The 22,398-nt window shown below is 60.8% G+C and carries 16 protein-coding genes; 12 read left to right on the top strand and 4 right to left on the bottom strand.

Going from position 1 to position 22,398, the window contains the following annotated elements; translation table 11 throughout:
* Positions 1–41: 41 nt before the first annotated feature.
* From LVE68_RS05405 to LVE68_RS05395, 3 genes are all read right to left on the bottom strand, one after another.
* Entirely contained in the window at positions 42–1,316 is a 1,275-nt protein-coding gene (locus LVE68_RS05405; protein ID WP_233006006.1) for an aminotransferase class I/II-fold pyridoxal phosphate-dependent enzyme, read from the bottom strand.
* Positions 1,317–1,417: 101 nt separating this feature from the next.
* A complete protein-coding gene (locus LVE68_RS05400) occupies positions 1,418–2,311 on the bottom strand; it encodes a DUF6279 family lipoprotein (protein ID WP_233006005.1) in 894 nt (297 codons plus the stop codon).
* A 207-nt stretch (positions 2,312–2,518) separates the two neighbouring features.
* Entirely contained in the window at positions 2,519–3,832 is a 1,314-nt protein-coding gene (locus tag LVE68_RS05395; protein ID WP_233006004.1) for a substrate-binding domain-containing protein, read from the bottom strand.
* 345 nt (positions 3,833–4,177) lie between these two features.
* On the opposite strand from LVE68_RS05395, the gene nagK reads away from it, so the two are divergent.
* From nagK to LVE68_RS05375, 4 genes are read left to right on the top strand one after another with little or no spacing between them, the layout of a single operon-like run.
* A complete protein-coding gene (gene nagK / locus LVE68_RS05390; protein WP_233006003.1) occupies positions 4,178–5,122 on the top strand; it encodes an N-acetylglucosamine kinase in 945 nt (314 codons plus the stop codon).
* A gap of 24 nt (positions 5,123–5,146) precedes the next feature.
* Complete coding sequence (nagB-II, locus tag LVE68_RS05385; protein ID WP_233006002.1) at positions 5,147–6,190, top strand: glucosamine-6-phosphate deaminase NagB-II; 1,044 nt, start codon at positions 5,147–5,149, stop codon at positions 6,188–6,190.
* Positions 6,191–6,224: 34 nt separating this feature from the next.
* Positions 6,225–7,355: an N-acetylglucosamine-6-phosphate deacetylase gene (gene nagA, locus LVE68_RS05380; protein ID WP_233006001.1), complete on the top strand. Its 1,131-nt coding sequence runs from the start codon at positions 6,225–6,227 to the stop codon at positions 7,353–7,355.
* A 36-nt stretch (positions 7,356–7,391) separates the two neighbouring features.
* Positions 7,392–8,708, top strand: a complete 1,317-nt coding sequence (locus LVE68_RS05375) for a sugar MFS transporter (protein ID WP_233006000.1) — start codon at positions 7,392–7,394, stop codon at positions 8,706–8,708.
* A 222-nt stretch (positions 8,709–8,930) separates the two neighbouring features.
* Here LVE68_RS05375 and LVE68_RS05370 read toward each other — a convergent pair whose 3' ends face one another.
* Positions 8,931–9,980, bottom strand: coding sequence for a LacI family DNA-binding transcriptional regulator (locus tag LVE68_RS05370; protein WP_233005999.1), 1,050 nt, complete (start codon positions 9,978–9,980; stop codon positions 8,931–8,933).
* 375 nt (positions 9,981–10,355) lie between these two features.
* Between LVE68_RS05370 and pgi the strand changes: the two genes are divergently transcribed.
* From pgi to LVE68_RS05330, 8 genes are all read left to right on the top strand, one after another.
* On the top strand, positions 10,356–12,020 hold the full coding sequence (gene pgi, locus LVE68_RS05365; protein WP_233005998.1) for a glucose-6-phosphate isomerase: 1,665 nt from the start codon (positions 10,356–10,358) through the stop codon (positions 12,018–12,020).
* A gap of 23 nt (positions 12,021–12,043) precedes the next feature.
* Positions 12,044–13,861 carry a phosphogluconate dehydratase gene (gene edd, locus LVE68_RS05360; protein WP_233005997.1) on the top strand — a complete coding sequence of 606 codons (1,818 nt, stop codon included), beginning with the start codon at positions 12,044–12,046 and terminating at the stop codon, positions 13,859–13,861.
* A gap of 72 nt (positions 13,862–13,933) precedes the next feature.
* The gene (zwf, locus tag LVE68_RS05355; RefSeq protein ID WP_233005996.1) at positions 13,934–15,394 is read left to right on the top strand and encodes a glucose-6-phosphate dehydrogenase; all 1,461 of its coding nucleotides are present in this window, start codon (positions 13,934–13,936) and stop codon (positions 15,392–15,394) included.
* 58 nt (positions 15,395–15,452) lie between these two features.
* Complete coding sequence (gene pgl / locus LVE68_RS05350; RefSeq protein ID WP_334079078.1) at positions 15,453–16,166, top strand: 6-phosphogluconolactonase; 714 nt, start codon at positions 15,453–15,455, stop codon at positions 16,164–16,166.
* A 51-nt stretch (positions 16,167–16,217) separates the two neighbouring features.
* The gene (locus LVE68_RS05345; protein ID WP_233005995.1) at positions 16,218–16,850 is read left to right on the top strand and encodes a bifunctional 4-hydroxy-2-oxoglutarate aldolase/2-dehydro-3-deoxy-phosphogluconate aldolase; all 633 of its coding nucleotides are present in this window, start codon (positions 16,218–16,220) and stop codon (positions 16,848–16,850) included.
* Positions 16,851–16,920: 70 nt separating this feature from the next.
* Entirely contained in the window at positions 16,921–17,955 is a 1,035-nt protein-coding gene (gap, locus tag LVE68_RS05340) for a type I glyceraldehyde-3-phosphate dehydrogenase (RefSeq protein WP_233005994.1), read from the top strand.
* 65 nt (positions 17,956–18,020) lie between these two features.
* Positions 18,021–19,457: a pyruvate kinase gene (pyk, locus tag LVE68_RS05335; RefSeq protein WP_233005993.1), complete on the top strand. Its 1,437-nt coding sequence runs from the start codon at positions 18,021–18,023 to the stop codon at positions 19,455–19,457.
* Positions 19,458–19,850: 393 nt separating this feature from the next.
* On the top strand, positions 19,851–22,397 hold the full coding sequence (locus LVE68_RS05330) for a TonB-dependent receptor (protein WP_233005992.1): 2,547 nt from the start codon (positions 19,851–19,853) through the stop codon (positions 22,395–22,397).
* Position 22,398: the final 1 nt, after the last annotated feature.

The following is a 22,398-nucleotide window of genomic DNA, read 5'->3' as shown; positions in this document are numbered from 1 at the left end:
CCCTTCTTGATTGGCCGGGTGTCGTTCCGGTGGCGGAAGGGTCAGGCCTGCTGCAACTGCACCCGTACGCTGGCCAGCTTGATGCACAGCACCAGTACCGACATGGCGGTATCCAGTTCCTCCAGTGGCGGGAAGCTCGGGGCGATACGGATATTGCGGTTCTGCGGGTCCTTGCCATAGGGGAAGGTGGCACCGGCCGGGGTGAGCTTTACCCCGGCCTCGGCGGCCAGCTTCACTACCTCAGTGGCACAGCCGGGACGCGTGTCGAAGGAAACAAAGTAACCGCCGTGGGGTGTTTCCCACTCGTCCAGGTCGGAGTCGCCAAAGGCGTCCTGCAGGTGCTTCAGCACACACTCGAACTTGGGTTTGAGGATATTGGCATGCTGCTGCATATGCTCTTTTAGCAGGGTGAACTCAGGAAAGAGACGTGAGTGGCGCAGCTGGTTTACCTTGTCCGGGCCGATCGTCATGGCCTGCATCTGCTGCTTGAGCGAATCCAGGTTCGCCGGGCTGGCGCTGACAAAGGCGACGCCGGCGCCGGCGTGGGTGACCTTGGAGGTTGAGGCAAACTGGAGCACGGAGTCGGCGGTGTCATTTTCGATCGTCGCCGAGCGGATGCTGGGGAGGTTGATATGCTGGTCCAGGTCGTGGATGGCATAGGCGTTATCCCAGAATATCCGGAATCCCGGATTGGCTACCTGCCCGAGTTGGGCCAGGCGGTTGACCGTATCCTGGTCGTAGGTGACGCCGGTGGGATTGGAGAACTTGGGCACGCACCAGATACCGATAATGTCCTGGTCCTCGCGCACCAGTTTTTCCGCCGCATCCATATCCGGGCCGGTCGCTGTCATCGGCACGTTCACCATGCCGATGCCCAGCTGCTCACAGATGGTGAAGTGGCGGTCATAGCCGGGGACCGGGCAGAGGAACTTGGGTGCCTGCAGTTCGCGCCAGGGCGTGGTGCCGGCAAAACCGAACAGGTAGCCGGTAAGCACTGCGTGGTACATGAGGGTTAGCGAGCTGTTGCCCCCGGCGAGAACTTCTTCAGTGGGCACCTGGAGGATGTCTGCCCCCAGGGCGCGGGTGCAGGGCAATCCCTCCAGGCCACCGTAATTGCGGGTATCGATGCCGTCCGGCGAGCGGTAATCGCCATTCAGGATACCGTCCAGCTTGTCGGAGAGGTGCAGCTGATCCGCGGATGGCTTGCCCCGGGTCAGGTCCAGGTTGAGTTCGTGTTGGCAGATACGCCGGTACTGCGCCTCCAGTTCCTGTTCCCATTCCAGTAACTGGTCGCGTCTGGCGGAGTCGATACGCACGTTCATCCCTCGTATAGCTGATAACTGAGGTGGCGAGCTTAGCAGGCCGGCGCCGTCGCCGTCAGCAACTATTGATGGCGCGGCGTTCGTTACAGTAGTAATTATTGCGCGCTGAGCGTGCGAAAGTCCCGGGCGTATTCCCGCAATGTGCGGGTCAGGTGATTGCGCTGCCGGTCAGTGATGGTGGCGAAGATCTTTTCTCCCAGTTGCCGCGCCCGGCGCTGGCGTTCCTCCTGCAGCTGGCGGTACTCCGCGGACCAGAGTTGCTGGGGGTTGTCGATCAGGTCCCGCAGTTTCTCCTGGTAACCTTCGGGGCGACGCCATAGGAGGTCGAGAAAGGCTGCCTGCCACTTCTGTCGCTGCTGGTCCCGGAGCAGGGGGTTATAGGCCACCTGGTGCACCCAGGCAGAGATCAGTTGTTCCTGTTCATCATTCAGGGAGCCCAGCCAGCGCTCACTCTGCTTGCGAATGCGTTTCCTGCGCTTCTGTTCGATTTTTTCCGGGGACTTCTGCCACTTCTCCAGGCTCTCCTCACGTTTCTCGCGCATTTCCTGCGCCAGTTCGCGCACCTGGTCCCGGGTGAGAGTGGCGCTGAGCGGCAGGAGCAGGTCGTAGAGCTGGGCGCTGGAGGTCTCCCAGAATTCCTCGAGTTGTGCCTCTACCGCTGGCAGGTCTTCGGGGCCGAAGTCGCGTGAATCGACTCGTGCTGCCAGTTCTTCCAGGGAATCTGCATAGCGGGGGAGCTGGGTGCGCCGGTGCCAGATGTGAAACTGGTCCAGTGACTGTCGCAGCATCAGCTCCTGCCGGTCATTGAAATCCACATAGTCGTCAATCTGCCAGCGCATCCAGCGGTCGAGCTGGTTGTACGCAAACTGGATGCTGGAACAGCTGGCCAGCAGCAACAGGCAGCTAATCAGCAGTGTCCGGCGCCATCGCCGGCCACCACCGGTACCTCGTCCTGCCTGGAAAAGTCGGTAGCCATCGACACCGTACATTGTTCACGCCTTCTGCTGTTATCCCCGGTGAGCCATTGCCCGCGCACGCATAGGTCCCACTGGTAAGTCTACTCAATCCAGGGCAAGACGGACGCTGGCAGACCTGCTGCCTGCGTATGCTGGATAGCATTGGACAGAAACGCGGCCCATCGATTCACATACGTGCGGTAAAGTGGCGTGGATTGGCAGGTAATCGAGGCCGGGCCGCTAGCGGATCCAGACCTCGACGCGGCTGTTCTTGAATGGCGCCTGGCCGGCATTGGCTGCGAGGGGGGCGAAGGCACCCAGTGCCATTACATTGATATTGCTGATGCTGTGCTCCCGCAACAGCGCCCCGCGGACTTTCAGTGCGCGGAAGCGGGAGATGAGGTCGGTAATATTGCTGTTGGAACCATGGTCAGAGAACCCCACCAGGGTCAGTTCCAGCTCCCGCTCGGCCTGTTGCAGGTAGTCTTCCAGTCGTCGCAGGTCCTTGAGGGCGCGGTTGTCCAGTTCGGCACTGCCGTCGGCAAACCGGAACGAGATACTGAGGCGCTGTGCTTCACGCATCAGTGCCTGGTAGTCGCCGGGTGCGTTCGGGTAGGGCGTTATTTCCAGGGCGACCGGTGACAGGTTGATGAAGCCGGTGTCCGCGACCAGTGCCTGGCCGGCGGCCGACTCAACATAACGCAGGAAATCCTCCACTTGCGGGTGGTACTGGGCCGGATTGCGGTACAGGTAGAGGCGTCGGGTCAGGGGAAAGTCTTCTGTGGCGACAATGCCCCGGTCTGGCACTACCGCAGCCAGTTGTCCCGCCTTGATGGCAACCTTCTTGACGCCTGTGGCATCCGCGAATGGTAGATAGCCAATCGCGCCGGGCCTGGACATCACCAGTTCACGGGTCTCGGCATTGCCGGAGACCTCGTAGACATGGGGCTCTGCCTGTCGGCTGCCGCCAAAGATTTCACTGTCGAAAGTGGCGCGGGTACCGGATTCGATATCCCGGTGCAGCGGGTATACAGGCTGGTCTGCGCCGCCTAGTTCGCGCCAGTTGCGGATCTCGCCGCGATAGATGCGCTGCAACTGTTCGATGGTGAGCTGCTGTACCGGGTTCATCGGGTGCACGGAAACCACCAGGGCGTCGAGGCCAATGACATGTTCCGCCGCAACCCCGGTCATATCGCCAAAACGTGCCAGCCGGTTAATTTCCGCCGGCTTTATTCTCCGCGAGGCCATACCGATGTCTGCGCTTCCCGTGTCGAGGGCCTTGAAGCCGGTGCTGGATCCCCGCGCGATGATCGGTACTTGCACACGGCGGCCCGAGAGCTCGGCGGTTATCCAGTGTTGCTCGCCGGCACTGCGCTGGTCGATGCGCCTGCCACCCAGGCTTTCCAGGTAACCGCGGACCAGGGCGGGGCCCAGTTCGGCACCGATGGTATTGGAACCGGTAAGCCTGAACAGGGTCTGTGTCTCCAGGGCGGTGACGGGCAGTGCCACCAGAACCATTAGCAACGCTACACCCAGCTGCGTGAAAGCCCCCATTGATAAATCCCCTCTATCCTGCTTTATGCTTCAAGGCGCCTCCCTGTCCGACCGCCTGCCAGCGGGGAAAGCGGACGCTGTTATCGCAGAAAAGTGTGACAGGGTCGTTGCGGGAAGGAGGCGGTTTGTCACGTGCGTGGCACAGGGAGGTTACGCGGGGTGAAGTTTGCCGCCCGAGAGCGGAATTTTTCCCAAAAAGGGGATGACAACGCTGTCATGCGTCCTGTAGTATGGTTTTTATCGTATGGCACCGGCGCCCCGTGCGCCGCTCCTGCCTCCCGGGGGATTTGGGAACGGGTAGGGGAAGAGATACATAACAAAAGAAATTCTTAGAGGCCGATTGAGATGGTTGCTTCGAGAGATAGGGAACTCCTTTATATAGGTATCGATGGCGGTGGCAGCAAATGCCGCGCTTCAGTCGTCGACAGCGATAACCGTGTACTGGGTACAGGAGTCGCAGGTCCCGCCAATCCCCTGCATGGTTACGCACAGACGATAGATTCTGTGGTGCGGTCCGCCTCCCTCGCCCTGGCAGATGCCGGCCTGTCCGCAGACCTGTTGGGTGAGCTGGTGGCCGGTGTAGGGCTCGCCGGGGTCAATATGCCCAGTCTCTACAACAAAATGGCCTCCTGGTCACACCCCTTCCGCAAAATGTACCTCACCACCGACCAGCATTCGGCATGCCTGGGTGCCCATCGTGGCGGCGAGGGCGCAGTGATTATCGCCGGTACCGGATCCTGTGGTTATGCCTGGGTCGGCGGGCGCGCGGAAGTCCTGGGTGGTCACGGTTTCCCCCACGGAGACAAGGGCAGTGGTGCCTGGATGGGCATGGAAGCGGTGAAGTACCTGTTCCTCGCCCTCGATGGCCTGGCGGAGGACTCGCAGCTGAAAGACGAGCTGCTGCGCGTCCTGGAGAGCAGTGACGCCAACGACGTGTTCGAAAAAATTGGAGGCAAGTCCTCCAGTCACTACGCTCGTCTGGCAGTGCAGGTGGTTGAGTGTGCGGAAGCCGGTGATCCGGTAGCCTCCGCGATCATGCGTGATGGTGCGTCCTATATCAGTGACCTTGCAGACAAGTTGCTGGAATTCAATGCGCCGCGCCTGTCGATTATTGGCGGCCTGGCGCCGCGCCTGCGGCCCTGGCTGGCGCCACACGTGGTCGAGCGACTGGCGGATCCGCTGGACCCGCCGGAAATCGGATGCGTGCACTTCGCGCAGCAGTCGATGGCAACGGAAATCAGTGCCGGGGAGACGGCCACAGAAGCTGAGGGCAAGGCCCTGTTCGGTTAACAAGCAGAGAAGCTCGAGAATATTATGACTGCAGGAAATCCCGCCGAGGCAACACAGGTAGGTAGCACCATGGTCAAGACGGTTATGGAGATGGAGGCCCGCGAGGCGCCGGACAGGATCGCCGAACAGCTACAGGCCAACGCCGGCGTCATGGCAGAGCTCGGTGAGCGGCTGCGGCGCCAGCCACCGCGCTTCGTAATGATCGTCGGGCGCGGCTCATCGGATCACGCCGGGGTGTTCGCCAAGTACCTGATAGAAATCGAGACCGGTGTTCCCACCTTTGCCGCGGCCCCGTCTGTTTCCAGTGTGTACGGCCGCAAGCTGAAGCTCGAGGACGCGCTGGTGCTGGTAATTTCCCAGTCCGGCCGCAGCCCGGACATCCTGGCGCAGGCGCGCATGGCGAAGGAGGCAGGTGCCTACACCGTGGCACTGGTAAATGATGAATCGGCCCCGATCAAGGATATCGCCGACCTGACAGTACCGCTCAAGGCTGGCCCGGAAAAGGCGGTGGCCGCCACCAAGAGTTACCTGGCGACGCTCTCGGCGGTGCTGCAGCTGGTGGCCAACTGGACCGAGAGCGACGACTTGCTGGCCGGGGTGGACGCATTGCCGCAGGTCCTGCGCGACGCTGTCGACGCGGAGACCCAGCTGCGCCCGGAGGACCTGGCCGCGGTGAAAAACCTGGTGGTGCTGGGGCGCGGCCCCGGTTACGGCATTACCCGTGAACTTGCTCTGAAGTTGAAGGAGGTCTGCAACATTCACGCGGAATCCTTCTCCAGTGCGGAGTTCCTGCACGGGCCGGTCACCCTGGTGGAGCAGAAGCTCACCGTGATCAACGTACCGATCGAGGACGAGTCCTTCCAGGCACACAGCGAACAGATTGCCGATATCATCCGCCGTGGCGGCACCCTGATCAACCTGCATGTGCCAAGCCAGGGCGTACACCCGCGCGTCGCGCCCCTGGCCCTGCTGCAGCGTTTCTATATCGATGTGGCTCATGTGGCGGTCAGTCGCGGGATCAACCCGGACGAACCTGCCGGCCTCAAGAAAGTCACCCAGACGGTCTGATGACAGGGCGCTGTAAGCGGATTTGGAGATACTCGTGAGCCAGGTGTTGGTAGCCGAACAGTTATTCGACGGCGAGCAGTTACATCGGGATGTAGCCCTGCAGGTTGATGGCGAAGGCCGGATTTCCAGTGTGGGAGGCCCTGCGCCGGAGGGGGCACAGCGGCTGAGGGGCCTGCTGGCCCCGGGCCTGGTTGATGTCCAGGTCAACGGTGGCGGCGGTGCACTGTTTAACAATGAGCCTACCGTGGAATCACTGGTCAGAATGAGTCGCGCCCATGCGCGTTATGGCACCACCGGTTTTATGCCCACGCTGATCACGGATGAAATCGAGGTGATGCAGCGGGCGGCGGACGCCGTAAGTGCTGCACTGCGAGAGGGCGTGCCGGGCGTGCTGGGTGTGCATTTCGAGGGGCCCCACCTGAGTGCGCCCAAGAAGGGTACCCATGAAGAGCGTTTCATCCGGCCGCTGACCGACGGGGAGCTGGCCATCTACGCCCGTGACGACCTGGGGATCAAGATGGTCACCCTGGCCCCTGAAAATGTTGCGCCGGGAGATATCAGTAAGCTGGTGGACCTTGGAGTGAGAGTCTGCCTTGGCCACTCTAACGCCGATGGCGCTACCGCCGCTGCGGCACTGGAGGCCGGGGCCACCGGCTTTACCCACCTGTACAACGCCATGTCGCCGCTGCACTCGCGCGAGCCGGGCATGGTGGGTACGGCCCTGATCAGCGACGACGCCTGGTGTGGCCTGATTGCGGATGGCCACCACGTGAGCCCTGAAGCCATGATCCTGGCGCTGAAGGCCAAGCCGCGGGGCAAGGTCATGCTGGTCACCGATGCCATGTCCCTGGTGGGCAGCGAGGAGACGAGCTTCCCGCTGTTCGATCGCACGGTGGTGCGGCAGGGCGACCGCCTGACCTCCACCACCGGAGAGCTGGCGGGATCACACCTGGATATGATCAGCGCGGTGCGCAATATCCGCGACTGGTGCGGTGTCGAGTTGATTGAGGCGCTGAGGATGGCCTCGCTGTACCCGTCACAGTTTCTCGGTTTTGCGGGCGGGAAGATTGCGGCAGGTGTGCGTGCAGACCTGATTTTGTTGAATGGCGATCAGCGGGTCACGAAAACCTGGATTGCCGGACAGGAAGTTTTTTCCGCCCAGTAAACAGACTTGAAATTATAACGATAAAAGGTGCTCCCTATGGAAACTGCAGTTCTGAGCCAGAACGAATCCCGCAGCAGCCTGTTGCCCATGGCAATCATTGGCATGCTGTTTTTTATTTTTGGTTTTGTGACCTGGCTGAATGGTTCACTGATCCCGTTTCTCAAGGTGTTGTGCGACCTGAATGAGTTCCAGGCGCTGTTCGTTACCTTCGCCTTTTATATTGCCTACACCGTCATGGCCCTGCCGATGTCCTATATCCTGCGCCGGACGGGCTATCGCGACGGCATGGCTATCGGCCTCGCGATCATGGGCGTGGCCGCACTGGTTTTTATCCCCGCGGCGCAGACGGGTAGCTATCCGGTATTCCTGCTGGCCCTGTTCGGCCTGGGTGCGGGCCTGACCATCCTGCAGACCGCCTCCAATCCCTATGTGGTCAAGGTGGGTCCGGCGGAGAGCGCTGCCACGCGCATCGCGGTAATGGGCATCATCAATAAGGGCGCCGGTGTCCTGGCGCCGATCGTGTTCACGGCGCTGGTGCTCTCGGGTCTCGCCGATTTCAATACCGAGGCGATCTCCAGGCTCGGTGAAGCGGAGCGCGCGGCACGGCTGGAAGAGGTTTCCAACCGCCTCATCATGCCTTATGTCTATATGGCGGCATTGCTGTTCATGCTGGTGGCACTGGTGAAGCTGTCCGGACTGCCTGATATCGACGAAGAGGAGAGCGAGGACAGCGAGACGAAATCCGGCATCCTGCAGTTTCCCCAGGTAGTGCTCGGGGCGCTGGCGCTGTTCACCTACGTGGGGGTGGAAGTGATTGCCGGCGACACCATTGGCCTTTACGGCGAGCGCCTGGGCCTGGCCAATTATGCCTCGCTGACTTCCTACACCATGGTGTTTATGGTGATCGGCTACCTGGTTGGGGTGGTCGGTATCCCGCGCTATATCAGCCAGCAACAGGCGCTGCTGGGCTCGGCCGTTGCCGGTAGCCTGTGTGTTATGGGGGTATTGTTCGGTTCATCCGAGAGCACGGCGATTGCCAGTATCCTGTGGGGCTGGTCGGGTATCCCGGTGGTGCCGGACACCGTGACCTTTGTCGCCCTGATGGGTCTGGCGCATGCCCTCTGCTGGCCCGCAATCTGGCCGCTGGCGCTGGAAGGCCTGGGCCGCTTTACCGCCCAGGGCTCAGCGCTGCTGATCATGGGGATCGCCGGTGGTGCGATTATCCCGCTGGTGTTCGGCAAGATGGCGCACTTTGCAGACAATACCCAGGTGGGCTACTGGGTGGCACTACCCTGTTACCTGTTTATCCTTTTCTATGCCCTCAAGGGGCACAAGATGCGCAGCTGGAGCTGACCCGCGTCAATCAGTTTTGTTTTCTCATCGTTGTAACCTTTGGTTCTCGTGACTTCGCCCTCCACTGGAGGGCTTTTTTATGCGTGGGGAATCGCCTCGATGCGCCTGTGGGGCCGGGGCCGTGAAAGCGGGGGATCAATTGCCGGTTGATTGCGGCATAAGGGGAGGGCAAAGCCGGGTGTGCCGGGGCGCCCGCTGGTGCGGGGCCCGGGGATGGCGAGATTATTCCGCCGGTGCGGGGCCGCTGGAATCGCGCACCACCAGCTCCGGAGTGAACTCCCGCTTGATGCCCGCCTCCTTGCTGGCCGAGCCGCTCTCGGCAGCGGTATGGCCCCTCGCCTTGCTCAGTACGAGGGCGGCAGCGCACTTGGCAATTTCATTGTTGGGCTGGTGGGCGGTGGTGAGTTTGGGCCAGGTCTGCCTTGAGAAGGGGCTGTCCTCAAAGCCGACAATGGAGAGCTGCCCCGGAATATCGATATTCATCAGCCGTGCGGCAAACAGGGCGCCGGCCGCCATTTCGTCGTTACTGGCAAAGATGGCGGTGGGCGGGTTGTCCTGGCCCAGCAGTTTTTTTGCTCCCTGCACGCCGGAGTCGAACGAGTACTCCCCTTTCAGGACCAGGTCATCCTCGACCGGGATCCCGGCCTGCTCCAGGGCCTGGCGGTAACCTTCCAGGCGGCCGTAGGTCGAGACGTGCTCTTCGCCACCGCAGAGGAAGCCAATGCGTTTATGGCCCAGCTGCAAGAGATGCTGGGTCAGGTCGAATGCAGCTGCGGTATCGTCCACCTGGATACAGTCCTCGCTGTCCTCGAGGTCGGCCGTCTTGGAGACAATACGGACATAGTCCACATTGAGCTTCTTGAGAGTGTCGATGACAGAGGGAGTTTCCGAGAACGGCGGGGTGAGGACCAGGCCGGCCACTTTCGAGTGCAGCACCAGGTCTTCCAGCTCCTGGTATACGGATTCCGACCGGGAGTTGCTGGGGTGGATCAGCAGTTCGTACCCCCGTGCCTTGCAGGCATCCAGGATACCGTTCTGCATGTTGATGACGTAGTAGGCGTTGGGGTTGTCGTAGATCAGGGCAATGGTATAGGCCCGTGATCCGGCCAGGTTGCGTGCCGCCAGGTTGGGCTGGTAGTGGAGCGCGTCCACCGCATCCTGCACCTTCTTCCTCGTGGCGGGGCGGACCGAGGGCTCATTATTGATAACGCGCGAAACCGTTTTTATGGATACGCCGGCGCGAGCGGCGACATCGTTGATGGTAACTTTCATTGGCGGCGGTCTTGTCCTTGGTCCCGGTTGCCGGGACTTCCATTCCGGGGCCTTCCCTCTCAGGCGGCGTATCGTCCCAGTCTACCAGCAATTCCCGGGTGCTTCGCGTGCACGGCTTTGAAGGGTTGTGTGCCCACGGCGAGGACCGGGAGCAGTGTCGGCGATGGGCCTGCCGGCTTTGTGAAGTATTACTACAAAAAACGCGCCGACCGCCTGTCGCGGATGTTCTGTTTCGGTTAGTATGACAGCGTTGTCATCGGATTTTGACCGTTTGGCGCCCCGGTTATGCCGGCGTGTCGACCAGGGTGGCAGCCAGGAAATAAGAATTGCCGTCCCGGCCTGGGCGCCGGCGATAACAGAAAATAGGGGGCAGCCATGGATATCACCACATTGCCGGTCTGGCACAAACTGCAGGTGCTCGCGGGGGAAATGAAGCAGCGGAAACTGGCGCAGATGTTTGCCCGGGATCCGTCGCGTGCCGACCGTTACTCGCTGGAAACACCGCACTTCCTGCTTGATTACTCCAAGAACTTCATCGATGAGCAGGTGCTACAGGCGCTGCTGGAGCTCGCGCGCGAGACCGGCCTGGAAGACTGGCGGGAAGCAATGTTTGCCGGCGAGCCGATCAATCGCACCGAGGGACGCCCGGTACTGCACACGGCCCTGCGGGGTTCTGCAGGGCCGTCTGTCACAGTTGATGGTCAAAATGTGAGCAGCCAGGTCGAGGCGGAGCTGGCACGCTTGAAAGAGTTTGTAAATTTACTACATAATGGCGACATTCGCGGATGCGGCGGCTCTCCTGTTACCGATGTGGTGAATCTTGGGGTTGGGGGGTCGCACCTGGGGCCACAGATGGCGGTGGAAGCGCTCAGGCCATACTGGCAGGGCAAGATCCGGGTTCATTTCGTCTCCAACGTAGACGGCGCCCAGCTGGAAAACACGCTGGAGGGGTTGCGACCGGAGACCACACTGTTCCTGGTGTCATCAAAAACTTTCACCACCGTCGAGACACTGACCAATGCGCGCAGTGCACTGGCCTGGCTCGGCGAGCTGGCACCCGAGGCGGAGCTGTTGCGGCGCCACTTTGTGGCGGTGACAGCGAGCCCGGACAGGGCACGGGAATTCGGTATCCCTGACAGGTTTACCTTCCGGTTCTGGGACTGGGTTGGTGGGCGCTTCTCGCTCTGGTCCGCCATCGGCCTGCCGCTGGCGATTGCGGTCGGCTTTGGTGGGTTCCGTGCAGTGCTGGATGGTGCGGCAAGTATGGACCGGCACTTCCGGCAGGCGCCGCTGGCAGAGAATGCGCCGGTGCTGATGGCGCTGGTGAGTTTGTGGAACTGCACTTTTATGGGCTGGCCCGCCCAGGCGGTATTGCCCTACGAGCAGGCGCTGCACATGTTGCCGGCGTACCTGCAGCAGGCGGAGATGGAAAGTAACGGTAAATCTACTACCAGAACGGGGGAGGAGGCGGCTTACACCACCGGCCCCCTAATATGGGGACAGCTCGGCATCAACGGCCAGCACGCTTTTTACCAGTACCTGCACCAGAGCCCGGAAGTGGTTCCCGCTGACTTTATTGGGAGCACACGGCCCGGGCACAGTCTCGGGGCGCACCACGAAATCCTGCTGGCCAATATGTTTGCGCAGAGCCAGGCCCTGATGACCGGTGTGAATCGCGAGCAGGTGGCTGCCGAGCTGGGTGAAAAGGGGCTTCCGGCCCAACAGGTGGAAGAACTGGTGCCCTTTAAAGAGCACCGCGGGAATCGGCCGAGCAACACCGTGCTGCTGCGCGGGCTGGATCCGCAGTCTCTGGGGGCTCTGGTTGCACTTTACGAGCACAAGATTTTTGCCCAGGGTGTTGTGCTGCAAATTTATTCTTTCGACCAGTGGGGCGTGGAACTGGGTAAAGGCCTGGCATCGGCACTACAACCGAAGTTACGGAGTGGTGACCTGGCCGGTGAGGACAGTTCCACCGCGCGCCTGATCGAGTACTACCGGCGGGCGAACCCGGGGAGTGAAGCCCGGGAGTTTGCCGGGTAAATACACAATAGAGCAGAAAGTTTATGGTACACAGCAAGGTTCAAGCGGTTACCGAGCGAATCATCGAGCGGAGCGAACAGACCCGCGCGGAATATCTGGCGCAGGTCGAAAAGTCGCATATCCAGGGGCGGGCGGCCAGCCACCTTTCCTGCGGTAACCTGGCGCACGCGATCGCGGCTTCCAGCCAGGAAGAAAAGAACCTGATTGCCTCTGGCCGCGGTCCCAACCTGGCAATCGTCAACGCCTACAATGACATGCTTTCGGCACACCAACCCTATGGTGCCTATCCCGACCTGCTGAAACAGGCCGCGGCGCGCAACGGTGCTACCGCGCAGGTGGCGGGTGGTGTGCCCGCCATGTGTGACGGTGTGACCCAGGGACGCACCGGGATGGAGCTGAGCCTGTTTTCCCGGGATGTCATCGCCATGGCCACGGCCATTGCGCTGTCGCATGATGTCTTTGAAGGCAGCATGTACCTGGGCATCTGCGACAAGATTGTCCCCGGGCTGGTGATCGGTGCATTGGCCTTTGGCCACCTGCCGGCGATATTTGTCCCGGCGGGTCCCATGCCTTCCGGGCTCCCCAATCCGGAGAAGGCCCGGGTGCGGCAGTTGTACGCCGAGGGCAAGGTGGGCCGCGAGGAACTGCTGGAGGCCGAGAGTGCCTCCTACCACAGTCCCGGTACCTGCACCTTCTATGGGACCGCCAACAGCAACCAGATGCTGGTGGAGATCATGGGGCTGCAGCTGCCGGGCAGCTCATTTGTCAATCCGGGCACGGAGCTGCGCAACGCACTGAACGATGCGGCAGTGAAGCAGCTGGTAAACATCACCGAGCCGAGCCAGCATACCCCGATTGCGAAAATCCTCAGCGAGAAGACGTTCGTCAACGGTATCGTCGGGCTGCTTGCCACCGGTGGCTCCACCAACCATACCTTGCACCTGGTGGCGATGGCGCGCGCTGCCGGTATCCAGATCACCTGGCAGGATATGGCCGAGCTGTCCGACGTGGTGCCACTCATGTGCCACGTCTACCCGAATGGTGTGGCGGACATCAACCACTTCGCCGCTGCCGGTGGTATGCAGTTCCTGATCCGCGAATTACTCAGCGCCGGCCTGCTGCACAATGATGTACACACAGTACTGGGCAACTCCGGGCTGAAGCCTTACTGCCACGACCCCTTCCTTAACGATGACAAGACCGATGTGGTCTGGCGCCCGACGGTCGAGGAAACCGGTAATCCGGACATCATCCGCCCGGTCAGCGACCCGTTCTCCCATCACGGCGGCCTGCAGCTGCTTGAAGGCAATATCGGCCGCAGTGTCATCAAGGTGTCCGCCCTCAAGAATGACCAGCTGAAAGTAAAGGCGCCGGCTATCGTCATGAACAGCCAGGACGAATTGCTGGAACGTTTCAAGGCCGGTGAGCTGGAAAGGGATTTTGTCGCGGTGGTCCGCTTCCAGGGCCCCCAGGCCAATGGTATGCCGGAACTGCACAAGCTGACCCCGACCCTGGGTGTATTGCAGGATCGCGGTTTCAAGGTGGCGCTGGTGACTGACGGCCGTATGTCCGGCGCATCGGGCAAGGTACCTGCGGCGATCCACATGTCTCCTGAAGCTGCCGATGGCGGCTGGATTGCGAGGATCCAGGACGGCGACATCATTGAGCTGGATTCCGAGGCCGGTGTGCTGCAGGTGCATGTAGACGACGCCGAGCTGGCCGCGCGGGAGCCGGCAGAGCACGACCTGAGTGCAAATGGCCGGGGTATGGGGCGCGAACTCTTTAACAACCTGCGGGCCCTCGCCAGCGGCGCGGAAAGCGGCGCGAGCGTTCTCTACTAACCGGCGCCAAGACGTCACGGAGCTTTTTAACGTGGGGCTCAAAAACTCTTACAGGATGGCAGAGCAAGAGACATGAATAATCCTTTTGACTTGGTGTTGTTTGGCGGTGTGGGCGACCTGGCCCTGCGCAAGCTGATTCCGGCCCTTTACCGTGCACACCTGGAAGGGGGCCTGGCCGAGGGCAGCCGCATCCTGCCGGTCTGCCGTCGCCAGGAGGATGTAGACAATTACCTGGACCTGGCCCGTGAGGCCCTGAAGACCCACCTGCGCAACGGGGAGTACAGCGAGTCGGTATGGAAGTCGTTCAGCAACCTGTTGCGTGCAGTGGCGCTGGATATTTCTGAGCCGGACGACAAGTGGGATCAACTCGGTGACATCCTGGGCGCCGGCGAGGAGCGGGTACGTCTGTTTTACCTGGCGATCCCGCCTGCTGTTTTTGGGCCCTGCTGCGAGAACCTCTCCCTGAAGGGGCTGATCCACGAGCAATCGCGTGTAGTGGTGGAAAAACCTCTGGGATATAACGCCCAGACCTCTGCAGAGATCAACGGCAAGATCGGCGAATACTTCCCGGAAAACCATATTTTCCGCATCGACCATTACCTCGGGAAGGAAACGGTCCAGAACCTGCTGGCACTGCGCTTCAGTAACGTGCTGTTCGAACACCTGTGGGATGCCAGCGTTATTGACCACATCCAGATCAGTATTGCCGAGACCGTGGGCCTGGAGGGACGTGCCGGTTTTTACGATGAGACCGGCGCGATGCGGGATATGGTGCAGAACCACCTGTTGCAGCTGCTGTGCCTGATTGCGATGGAATCCCCCAACAGCATGTCCTCGAAAAATATCCGCACTGAAAAAATCAAGGTGCTGGAAGCGCTGCGTCCGCTGGTTGGCGAAGCGGTGGAAGAAAATATCGTGCGTGGCCAGTATGTGGCCGGTGGCCTGGGCACCCAGCTGGTGCCCGGTTATCTCGAGGAGCTGGATGCAGCCTCCAGCAATACAGAAACATTTGTCGCCATCCGTGCCCATATCGATAACTGGCGCTGGGCGGGCGTGCCCTTTTACCTCCGTACCGGCAAGCGGATGGAGAAGCGCTGCGCTGAGATTGTGATCCAGTACAAGGATGTCTCGCACCGGGTGTATGGCGAGAGCGCTGGCAAGGTCATCCCGAATCGGTTGGTGATCCGACTGCAGCCCGAGGAGAGCATCAAGCTGGTGCTCATGTCCAAGAAAATGGACAGCCTGGAAATGGAACTGCAGCCTGCTGAACTCAACCTTTCACTGTCCGAAACCTACGACAGCTTCAAGAGTGACGCCTACAAGCGCCTGATGCTCGATGCGGCGGCAAACAACGCTGCACTGTTTATCCACCGGGAGGAAGTGGCGGCGGCCTGGGCCTGGGTCGACCCGATCATCGATCACTGGCGGGAAACCGATAGTCAGCCGGACCTGTACCGGGCGGGCAGTTGGGGGCCACAGGCTGCCAACGAGCTGCTCGAGGAGGACGGGCGGCACTGGTTTAACGCCCAGTAGCCACTTGCCGATAGAAATCAGAAATCAATTGAATTAACACCGATCGGGGCCCCAAGCCATGATGGTAGAAGAAAAGTTTTATCCGGATCGCGAACGCCTGGTGATGGCGCTGGCAAATGACTGTGCCAGCGCCCTGCAGCGGGGTATCAAGGAGCAGGGCCAGGCCACCTTCCTGGTCTCCGGTGGCAGTTCACCGGAGCCGGTTTATCAGGCGCTGTCAAAGCGGCCGCTGCCCTGGAACCAGATCAATGTGGCCCTGGTAGATGAACGCTGGGTAGAGCCCGGGCAAAGCGGCAGTAACCACTCTTTTATCGAAAAGAGCCTGTTGCAAAACAACGCTGCCGAAGCGCCGTTCCTGGGCATGAAGAACGCTCACACAAGCGCGGCAGAAGGGCAGGCCGATTGTGAGCGCGCCTACGCTGAACTACCGCGTCCTTTTGACGTGTGCCTGCTGGGAATGGGAAGTGATGGCCACACCGCCTCACTCTTCCCGCATGCGGCGGGACTGGAGCAGGCCCTCGATGCGGATGCGGCTGAACTCTGCCGTGCCATTACCGCGCGGCAGAGTGAGGTGACTGGCAGCCACACCGAGCGCATGACCCTGAGCCTGGCCGCCATCCTGCAGGCGCGGGATATCAAGCTGCTGATTACCGGTGACGAGAAACTGAAAGTTTACCGCGAGGCACTGCTGGGTACGGACGAGCTGGAGATGCCGATTCGCAGCGTGCTGCGCCAGGGGCGGAAACCGGTCACGGTTTACTGGGCACCCTGATTGGCCGGGTCATCTGGTGGATTTGATAGATACAGAAATTGGGATTGATCAATGCAGAACAAATTAGGAGAAGTGCTGGCGCAGGCGGGTGTCGTGCCGGTACTGGTCATCGACGACGCCAAAGAGGCACTGCCCCTGGCCCAGGCCCTGGTTGAGGGTGGCCTGAATGTGCTCGAGGTAACCCTGCGCACCAAAGCTGCCCTTGCGGCGGTAGAGGAAATCGCCAAACACCTGCCGGATGCCCATGTGGGCACAGGCACCGTGATGAGTGCGGAGGACATTCGCCGTTCGGTGGATGCCGGGGCAACTTTCATGGTGAGCCCGGGGACGACCGAAAAGCTGCTGGATGCCGCCGCGGAATGCCCGGTACCGCTGCTGCCGGGAGCGGCCAGCCCATCCGAGGTCATGCGCCTGTACGAGCGTGGCTATCGGTACCAGAAGTTTTTCCCGGCGCAGGCTGCCGGCGGTGTGCCAATGCTGAAATCCATCGGCGGGCCACTGCCCCAGGTGCAGTTCTGCCCCACCGGTGGCATCGGTCCCGGCAATGCGACGGATTACCTGGCGCTGGCCAACGTGGTGTGTGTGGGCGGTTCCTGGATGGCGTCACCGGCCCTGGTGAAGGAGAAGAACTGGGACGAGGTTACGCGGCTGGCGCGTGAGGCTGCGGCACTGGGCAACGGATAGAAATTAACGGCGGGGTGCAGCCCCGCTGCGAGACGCGGTAGTAATAAGTTCAATAATTGAGGCTTGGGATATGAAAATCAGAATTGCGATCAATGGCTATGGCCGCATCGGGCGCAATGTCACCCGTGCAATTTACGAATCCGGCTACAGCGACAAAGTGCAGCTGGTGGCCATCAATGATCTCGCGCCGGTGGAGTCCAATGCGCACCTGACGCGGTTTGACACTATTCACGGCCGGTTCAATACGCCGGTGAGCGTCGAGGGGGACGCGCTTCTGATTGGCGGCGACCGTATCCAGGTATGCCAGGAGCGGGACCCGGCGCAGCTGCCGTGGAAGAAACTGGGCGTCGATCTTGTGCTGGAATGCACTGGCCGCTTTACGGGCAAAGAGGCCGCCTCTGCGCACATTACTGCGGGTGCCAAGGCTGTCTTGATTTCGGCCCCGTCCAAGGATGCGGACCTGACCGTGGTTTACGGCGTTAATGACGACAAGCTCACCGCCGAGCACAAGGTGGTTTCCAATGCGTCCTGTACCACCAACTGCCTGGCACCGGTAGCCAAGGCACTGCACCGCGAGCTGGGTATCGAGCGCGGCTTCATGACCACAGTGCATGCCTACACCAACGACCAGAATACCCAGGATGCGGTACACGCCGACATCTACCGTGCCCGTGCTGCGGCGGACAACATGATCCCGACCAAGACCGGTGCTGCGGCTGCAGTGGGCCTGGTATTGCCAGAATTGAAAGGGCGCCTGGACGGTATGGCCGTGCGGGTCCCGGTAAGCAATGTATCCCTGGTGGACTGCCAGTTTATCGCCGGCCGCGACACCACCGCCGAGGAAGTAAACCAGGTTATGCAGCAGGCGGCCGAGGCCAGCGGTGGGGTACTGACATACTGCGACCAGCCCCTGGTTTCGGTGGATTTCAATCACACCACCGCATCCAGCCACTTTGACGCCAACCATACCCGGGTCAACGGCAACCTGGTGAAGGTGATGGCCTGGTACGACAACGAGTGGGGCTTCTCGCACCGCATGCTGGATACCAGCCTGGCCATGGCCGAGGCGCTGAAACTCGAACGGGTTGCCGCAGAAACTGCCTGAGCAGGCGGCAACTCCAAAATATCCGCGCAGCGGAAACAACAGTCTCCAGAGAACGACAGCCATTTATGATCCGACACACTAAAATCGTCGCCACTCTCGGCCCGGGCACCGACAAGCCACACGTTATCGAGGAAATGATCCGTGCCGGGGTCAACGTGGTGCGCCTCAACTTTTCCCACGGCAGTGCCGACGACCATCGTCGCCGTGTCGAGGAAGTGCGCGCTGCCGCGGCCGCGCAGAACCGCCTGGTGGCAGTGCTGGGTGACCTGCAGGGGCCCAAAATCCGTATCGCGCGCTTTGCCAGCGGCAGTGTCTGGCTGGACAACGACGCCGAATTCACCCTGGATGCGGACTGTCCACCTGAAGGCGGCGACGAGCACCGCGTGGGTGTCGACTTCCCGTCGCTGATCGAGGACTGCGAGACCGGCAACATCCTGCTGCTGGACGATGGCAAGATCCGCCTGGAAGTGACCGGTGCCACGCCTACCAAGCTGTTCTGCCGCGTGTTGCAGGGGGGCAAGCTCTCCAACAACAAGGGCATCAACCTGCTCGGCGGTGGACTGTCCGCGCCGGCACTGACGGAGAAGGATTACCGCGATATCAAGCTGGCGGCTGAGCTGGACGTGGATTTCCTGGCAGTGAGCTTCCCGCGCTGTGCGGAAGACCTGGAAACCGCCCGCCGCGCAATGGAAGAGGCCGGTAGCCAGGCGGCAATCGTGGCCAAGGTGGAACGCGCTGAAGCAGTTGCGGATGACGACACCATGGACAGCCTGATCCTGGCCGCCGACGTGATCATGGTGGCTCGTGGTGACCTGGGTGTGGAGATTGGCGACCCGGCACTGATCGGCGTGCAGAAGAAACTGATCAACCGTGCCAATGCCCTGAACCGTGGTGTGATCACCGCGACGCAGATGATGGAATCCATGATTACCAGCCCCACGCCCACGCGGGCCGAGGTCATGGACGTGGCCAATGCGGTGCTGGATGGCACTGACGCGGTGATGCTCTCGGGAGAGACTGCTGCGGGTGATTTCCCGGTAGCCGCAGTGGAGTCCATGGCCGAGGTGATCGTGGGTGCGGAGCAATACCTGGGCAGCGTGCCGCGCCCGGCGGTAGAGCGGGGGGCGTCCGAGCGTATTGATACCGTGATTGCCCAGGCCGCCATCGACGCGGCGGCGCGGGTTGAGAACCTGTGTGCGATCGCCGCGCTGACGGAATCCGGCCGCACGCCGCGTCTCATGTCGCGGGCCACCACGCGCCTGCCGATCTACGCCCTGACCCGTCACCCGCGCGTCGCGCGCCAGTTGGTGCTGTTGCGCGGGGTAGAGCCGGCGGAATTCGATCCGGCTCCGGTACCTCTCGGCCACCTGACCGAGTCGATTATCGAAGTCCTGAGTTCCCGGGTCGACCTGCAGAAGGGCCAGCGAATCCTGATTACCCAGGGTGAGCGGCTTAATGTCGGTGGTCACACCAGCTCGATGCGGATTAAAGAGATTGAGTGATATTTAGCCAACAACGCTGGCCGGGCGGAACAGGAGTTGCGCCCGGCTTTCCCGGTATTGCGGCTCTCTGCCCGGAAGTTGATCATCCTCCGCCCCACAGGCCAATCCCTCCCCAGATTTTCCCCAGACATCTTTGCTTGCGTAAGTGACTGAAGCGAAAACAATTTTCAGAAAGTTGTGTATTTTTTAGTCGCTTTTCGCGCATCTCCTGTCCGTAATTGACGGTTGTTTTGCCCGCGGGGCAGTAGCTTTTTATTTTTTTTGTGTGTATCTTCGAGCGTGTAGATGACAGCGCTATCATAAAACGGAATGACAGCGCTATCATTTAGGCGGTACAAGGTGAAAAAAATTATTAACCAACCTTCATATCAATAAAAAGGAAGGGGAAACTCGATGCTAAAGCGCAATCAACTCGCACTTTCCATTAGTGCGGCCGTGCTCAGTGGCGGCCTGATGGCTCCGCTGGCCGTTGCCCAAACTGACCAATCCCTTGAAGAGATTACCGTGACCGGTATTCGCGGTTCTCTGCAGGATGCCCTCAGCACCAAGCGCGATTCCAATGCGATTGTAGATGCGATCTCTGCTGAAGATATCGGCAAGTTCCCGGACAAGAACGTTGCCGAGTCCCTGCAGCGCGTCCCGGGCGTGACGATCCAGCGCCAGTTCGGTGAAGGTGCGGCAGTGTCTATCCGCGGTGCCGGTAACGACCTGACCCTGACCACCCTGAATGGCCAGAACGTGGCATCCACCGGCTGGTTCGTGCTGGAGCCGGCCAAGCGCAGCTTCAACTATGAGCTGCTGCCGTCTGAGCTGGTAGGCGATATCGAAGTCTACAAGAGCTCCCAGGCAGACCTGGCCGAGGGTGGTGTTGGTGGTACCGTGGTGATTAATACCCGCAAGCCGCTGGACCTCGATGCAATGACCCTGCACGGCGCTGTTGAAGCGTCTTCCCAATCCGATTCCGATTCCACCGACCCGCAGTTCTCAGGCCTGGCCAGCTGGAAAAACGATTCTGAAACCTTTGGTGTGCTGGTATCCGCCGTATCCCAGGAGCGCCAGCTGCAGCGCCAGGGCAACGAGGCATTCTGGGAGTGGGGCGCAGGCCCGGTGGCATTCGAGCAGGAGCGTAACCGCTCTGCGATCAACGCCACTTTCCAGTACCAGCCGACCGAGCGCCTGGACATCGTGTTCAATGCCATCGACATGCAGATGGAAGCGGACAATACCAACTACGCACTGTGGCTGACCCAGGGCAACTGTGGCTGGTGTGGCGTAGAGGTTGACCCGGCTGACCAGCTGAATGGCACTACCGCCCGCGGCCCCCTGAACGTCGCCTTCCTGCAGGCCCGTCCCCGCGAAGCGACCATGAATTCCGATGTATTCGATCTGTCCACTACCTACTCCGGTGACTCATACGAGCTGAGCTTCCAGGTTGGCCGCACCACCTCCAGCGGTGGCACCGACTTCGAGATGGTGCTGGATGATGGTTCCGGTGGCACCCCGATTCCGGGCGGTACCTACGATTTCTTTGGCGGCGGCCAGAGCTGGGACCTGAATGGTTTCGACCTGGCTTCCTACGACCCGGGCTCTGTAGCCATGGGTACCGGTGCCAACTTCAATGCGACCCCGAAAACCGACGAAGAGTCTTACTTCCAGGCAGACCTCGAGTTCGATGTCGAGCTGGGCCTGATCAACAGCATCAAGACCGGCATCAAGACCGCTGACCACAACGCGACCAGCCGTCGTTACGAGTTCCTGCAGGACCCGGATTTCGAAACTTCCATCGCCACGGCTGACGTGCTCGACGGCACCATCGAGGCGGGTGCCGGTGGTTATGTAATTCCGAAGCTGGACGCCGATGCCCTCAAGGCCTGGGCTCGTTCCTCCATCGTTGGCAAGGTTGAGGATCTCGGTTCCTACAGCGAGATCGACGAGACCAACGATGCTCTATATGTAATGGCAAATTATGCCGGTGACCGGGTTCGGGGTAACTTCGGCCTGCGCTATATCGCGACCGATGCCACCTCCACTTATTACCTGGACGGGCAGCGTACCGAGAGCGGTGCGGACTACTCGGAAATCCTGCCGAGCTTCAACCTGGCCTATGACCTCACCGACGAGGTGATCCTGCGTACCTCTGCGGCCAAGGTCATTGCGCGCCCGCAATACGTTGACATGTACGTAAACCCGAATGTGCTGGGTGCGGACGACGAAATCGACAACAACCAGATCTGGGTAGTGGGTAATGTTGGCCTCGAGCCCTATACCGCCAACCAGTTTGACCTGGGTGTGGAATGGTACTTCGCCGAGGGCTCCCTGCTGTCCGGTGCAGTGTTCTACAAGGATGTGTCCAATTTCGTGACCATCAGCGAGTACGCTGCCGACGCCAGCGAGATTCCCTTTGACCTGCCAGCCAGTGAAGAGGCATTCGGCTGGACGGTACAGGAGCTGGATAACGGCGAAAGTGCTGACATTACCGGTATCGAGCTGGGCTACCAGCAGGATTTCGGCAATGGCTTCGGCACCATCGTGAACTACACCTGGACCGACACCTCAACTGCCGAGGATACCTTCACCGACGGTAACCCGTTCCTGAGCGACAGCTCCGAGAACGTCTACAACCTGACCGGTTACTACGAGAATGCCATGTTCTCGGCGCGTATCGCCTACAACTGGCGCAGTGAGTACATGATTCGGGAGTCCGGTTCCTACGGTAACCGCCTGCACGATGACTTCGGCAGCCTCGACCTGAGTGGCGTCTGGCACGCGACTGACAATGTCGATGTAAAGCTGGATGTCAACAACCTGCTGGCCGAGGAGTCTGTGCAGCTGGGTAACAATGCCGAGCAGACGCCGGGCAGCGGCTTTACGCCGGGCTTCCCGCTGTACGAGTACGAGACTGCTCGCCGGGTAAACCTGGGCGTTTCTGCCAAGTTCTGAT

Source organism: Microbulbifer sp. YPW16 (assembly GCF_021290385.1).
GTDB lineage: Bacteria > Pseudomonadota > Gammaproteobacteria > Pseudomonadales > Cellvibrionaceae > Microbulbifer > Microbulbifer zhoushanensis.
This window is presented reverse-complemented; position numbering and strand designations above follow the sequence as displayed.

Coding starts and splice junctions, on each gene's coding strand:
- LVE68_RS05400 (WP_233006005.1), bottom strand. CDS start 2,311: ATGTACGGTGTCGATGGCTACCGACTTTTCCAGGCAGGACGAGGTACC.
- LVE68_RS05395 (WP_233006004.1), bottom strand. CDS start 3,832: ATGGGGGCTTTCACGCAGCTGGGTGTAGCGTTGCTAATGGTTCTGGTG.
- nagK (WP_233006003.1), top strand. CDS start 4,178: ATGGTTGCTTCGAGAGATAGGGAACTCCTTTATATAGGTATCGATGGC.
- nagB-II (WP_233006002.1), top strand. CDS start 5,147: ATGACTGCAGGAAATCCCGCCGAGGCAACACAGGTAGGTAGCACCATG.
- LVE68_RS05375 (WP_233006000.1), top strand. CDS start 7,392: ATGGAAACTGCAGTTCTGAGCCAGAACGAATCCCGCAGCAGCCTGTTG.
- LVE68_RS05370 (WP_233005999.1), bottom strand. CDS start 9,980: ATGAAAGTTACCATCAACGATGTCGCCGCTCGCGCCGGCGTATCCATA.
- pgi (WP_233005998.1), top strand. CDS start 10,356: ATGGATATCACCACATTGCCGGTCTGGCACAAACTGCAGGTGCTCGCG.
- edd (WP_233005997.1), top strand. CDS start 12,044: ATGGTACACAGCAAGGTTCAAGCGGTTACCGAGCGAATCATCGAGCGG.
- zwf (WP_233005996.1), top strand. CDS start 13,934: ATGAATAATCCTTTTGACTTGGTGTTGTTTGGCGGTGTGGGCGACCTG.
- pgl (WP_334079078.1), top strand. CDS start 15,453: ATGATGGTAGAAGAAAAGTTTTATCCGGATCGCGAACGCCTGGTGATG.
- LVE68_RS05345 (WP_233005995.1), top strand. CDS start 16,218: ATGCAGAACAAATTAGGAGAAGTGCTGGCGCAGGCGGGTGTCGTGCCG.
- gap (WP_233005994.1), top strand. CDS start 16,921: ATGAAAATCAGAATTGCGATCAATGGCTATGGCCGCATCGGGCGCAAT.
- pyk (WP_233005993.1), top strand. CDS start 18,021: ATGATCCGACACACTAAAATCGTCGCCACTCTCGGCCCGGGCACCGAC.
- LVE68_RS05330 (WP_233005992.1), top strand. CDS start 19,851: ATGCTAAAGCGCAATCAACTCGCACTTTCCATTAGTGCGGCCGTGCTC.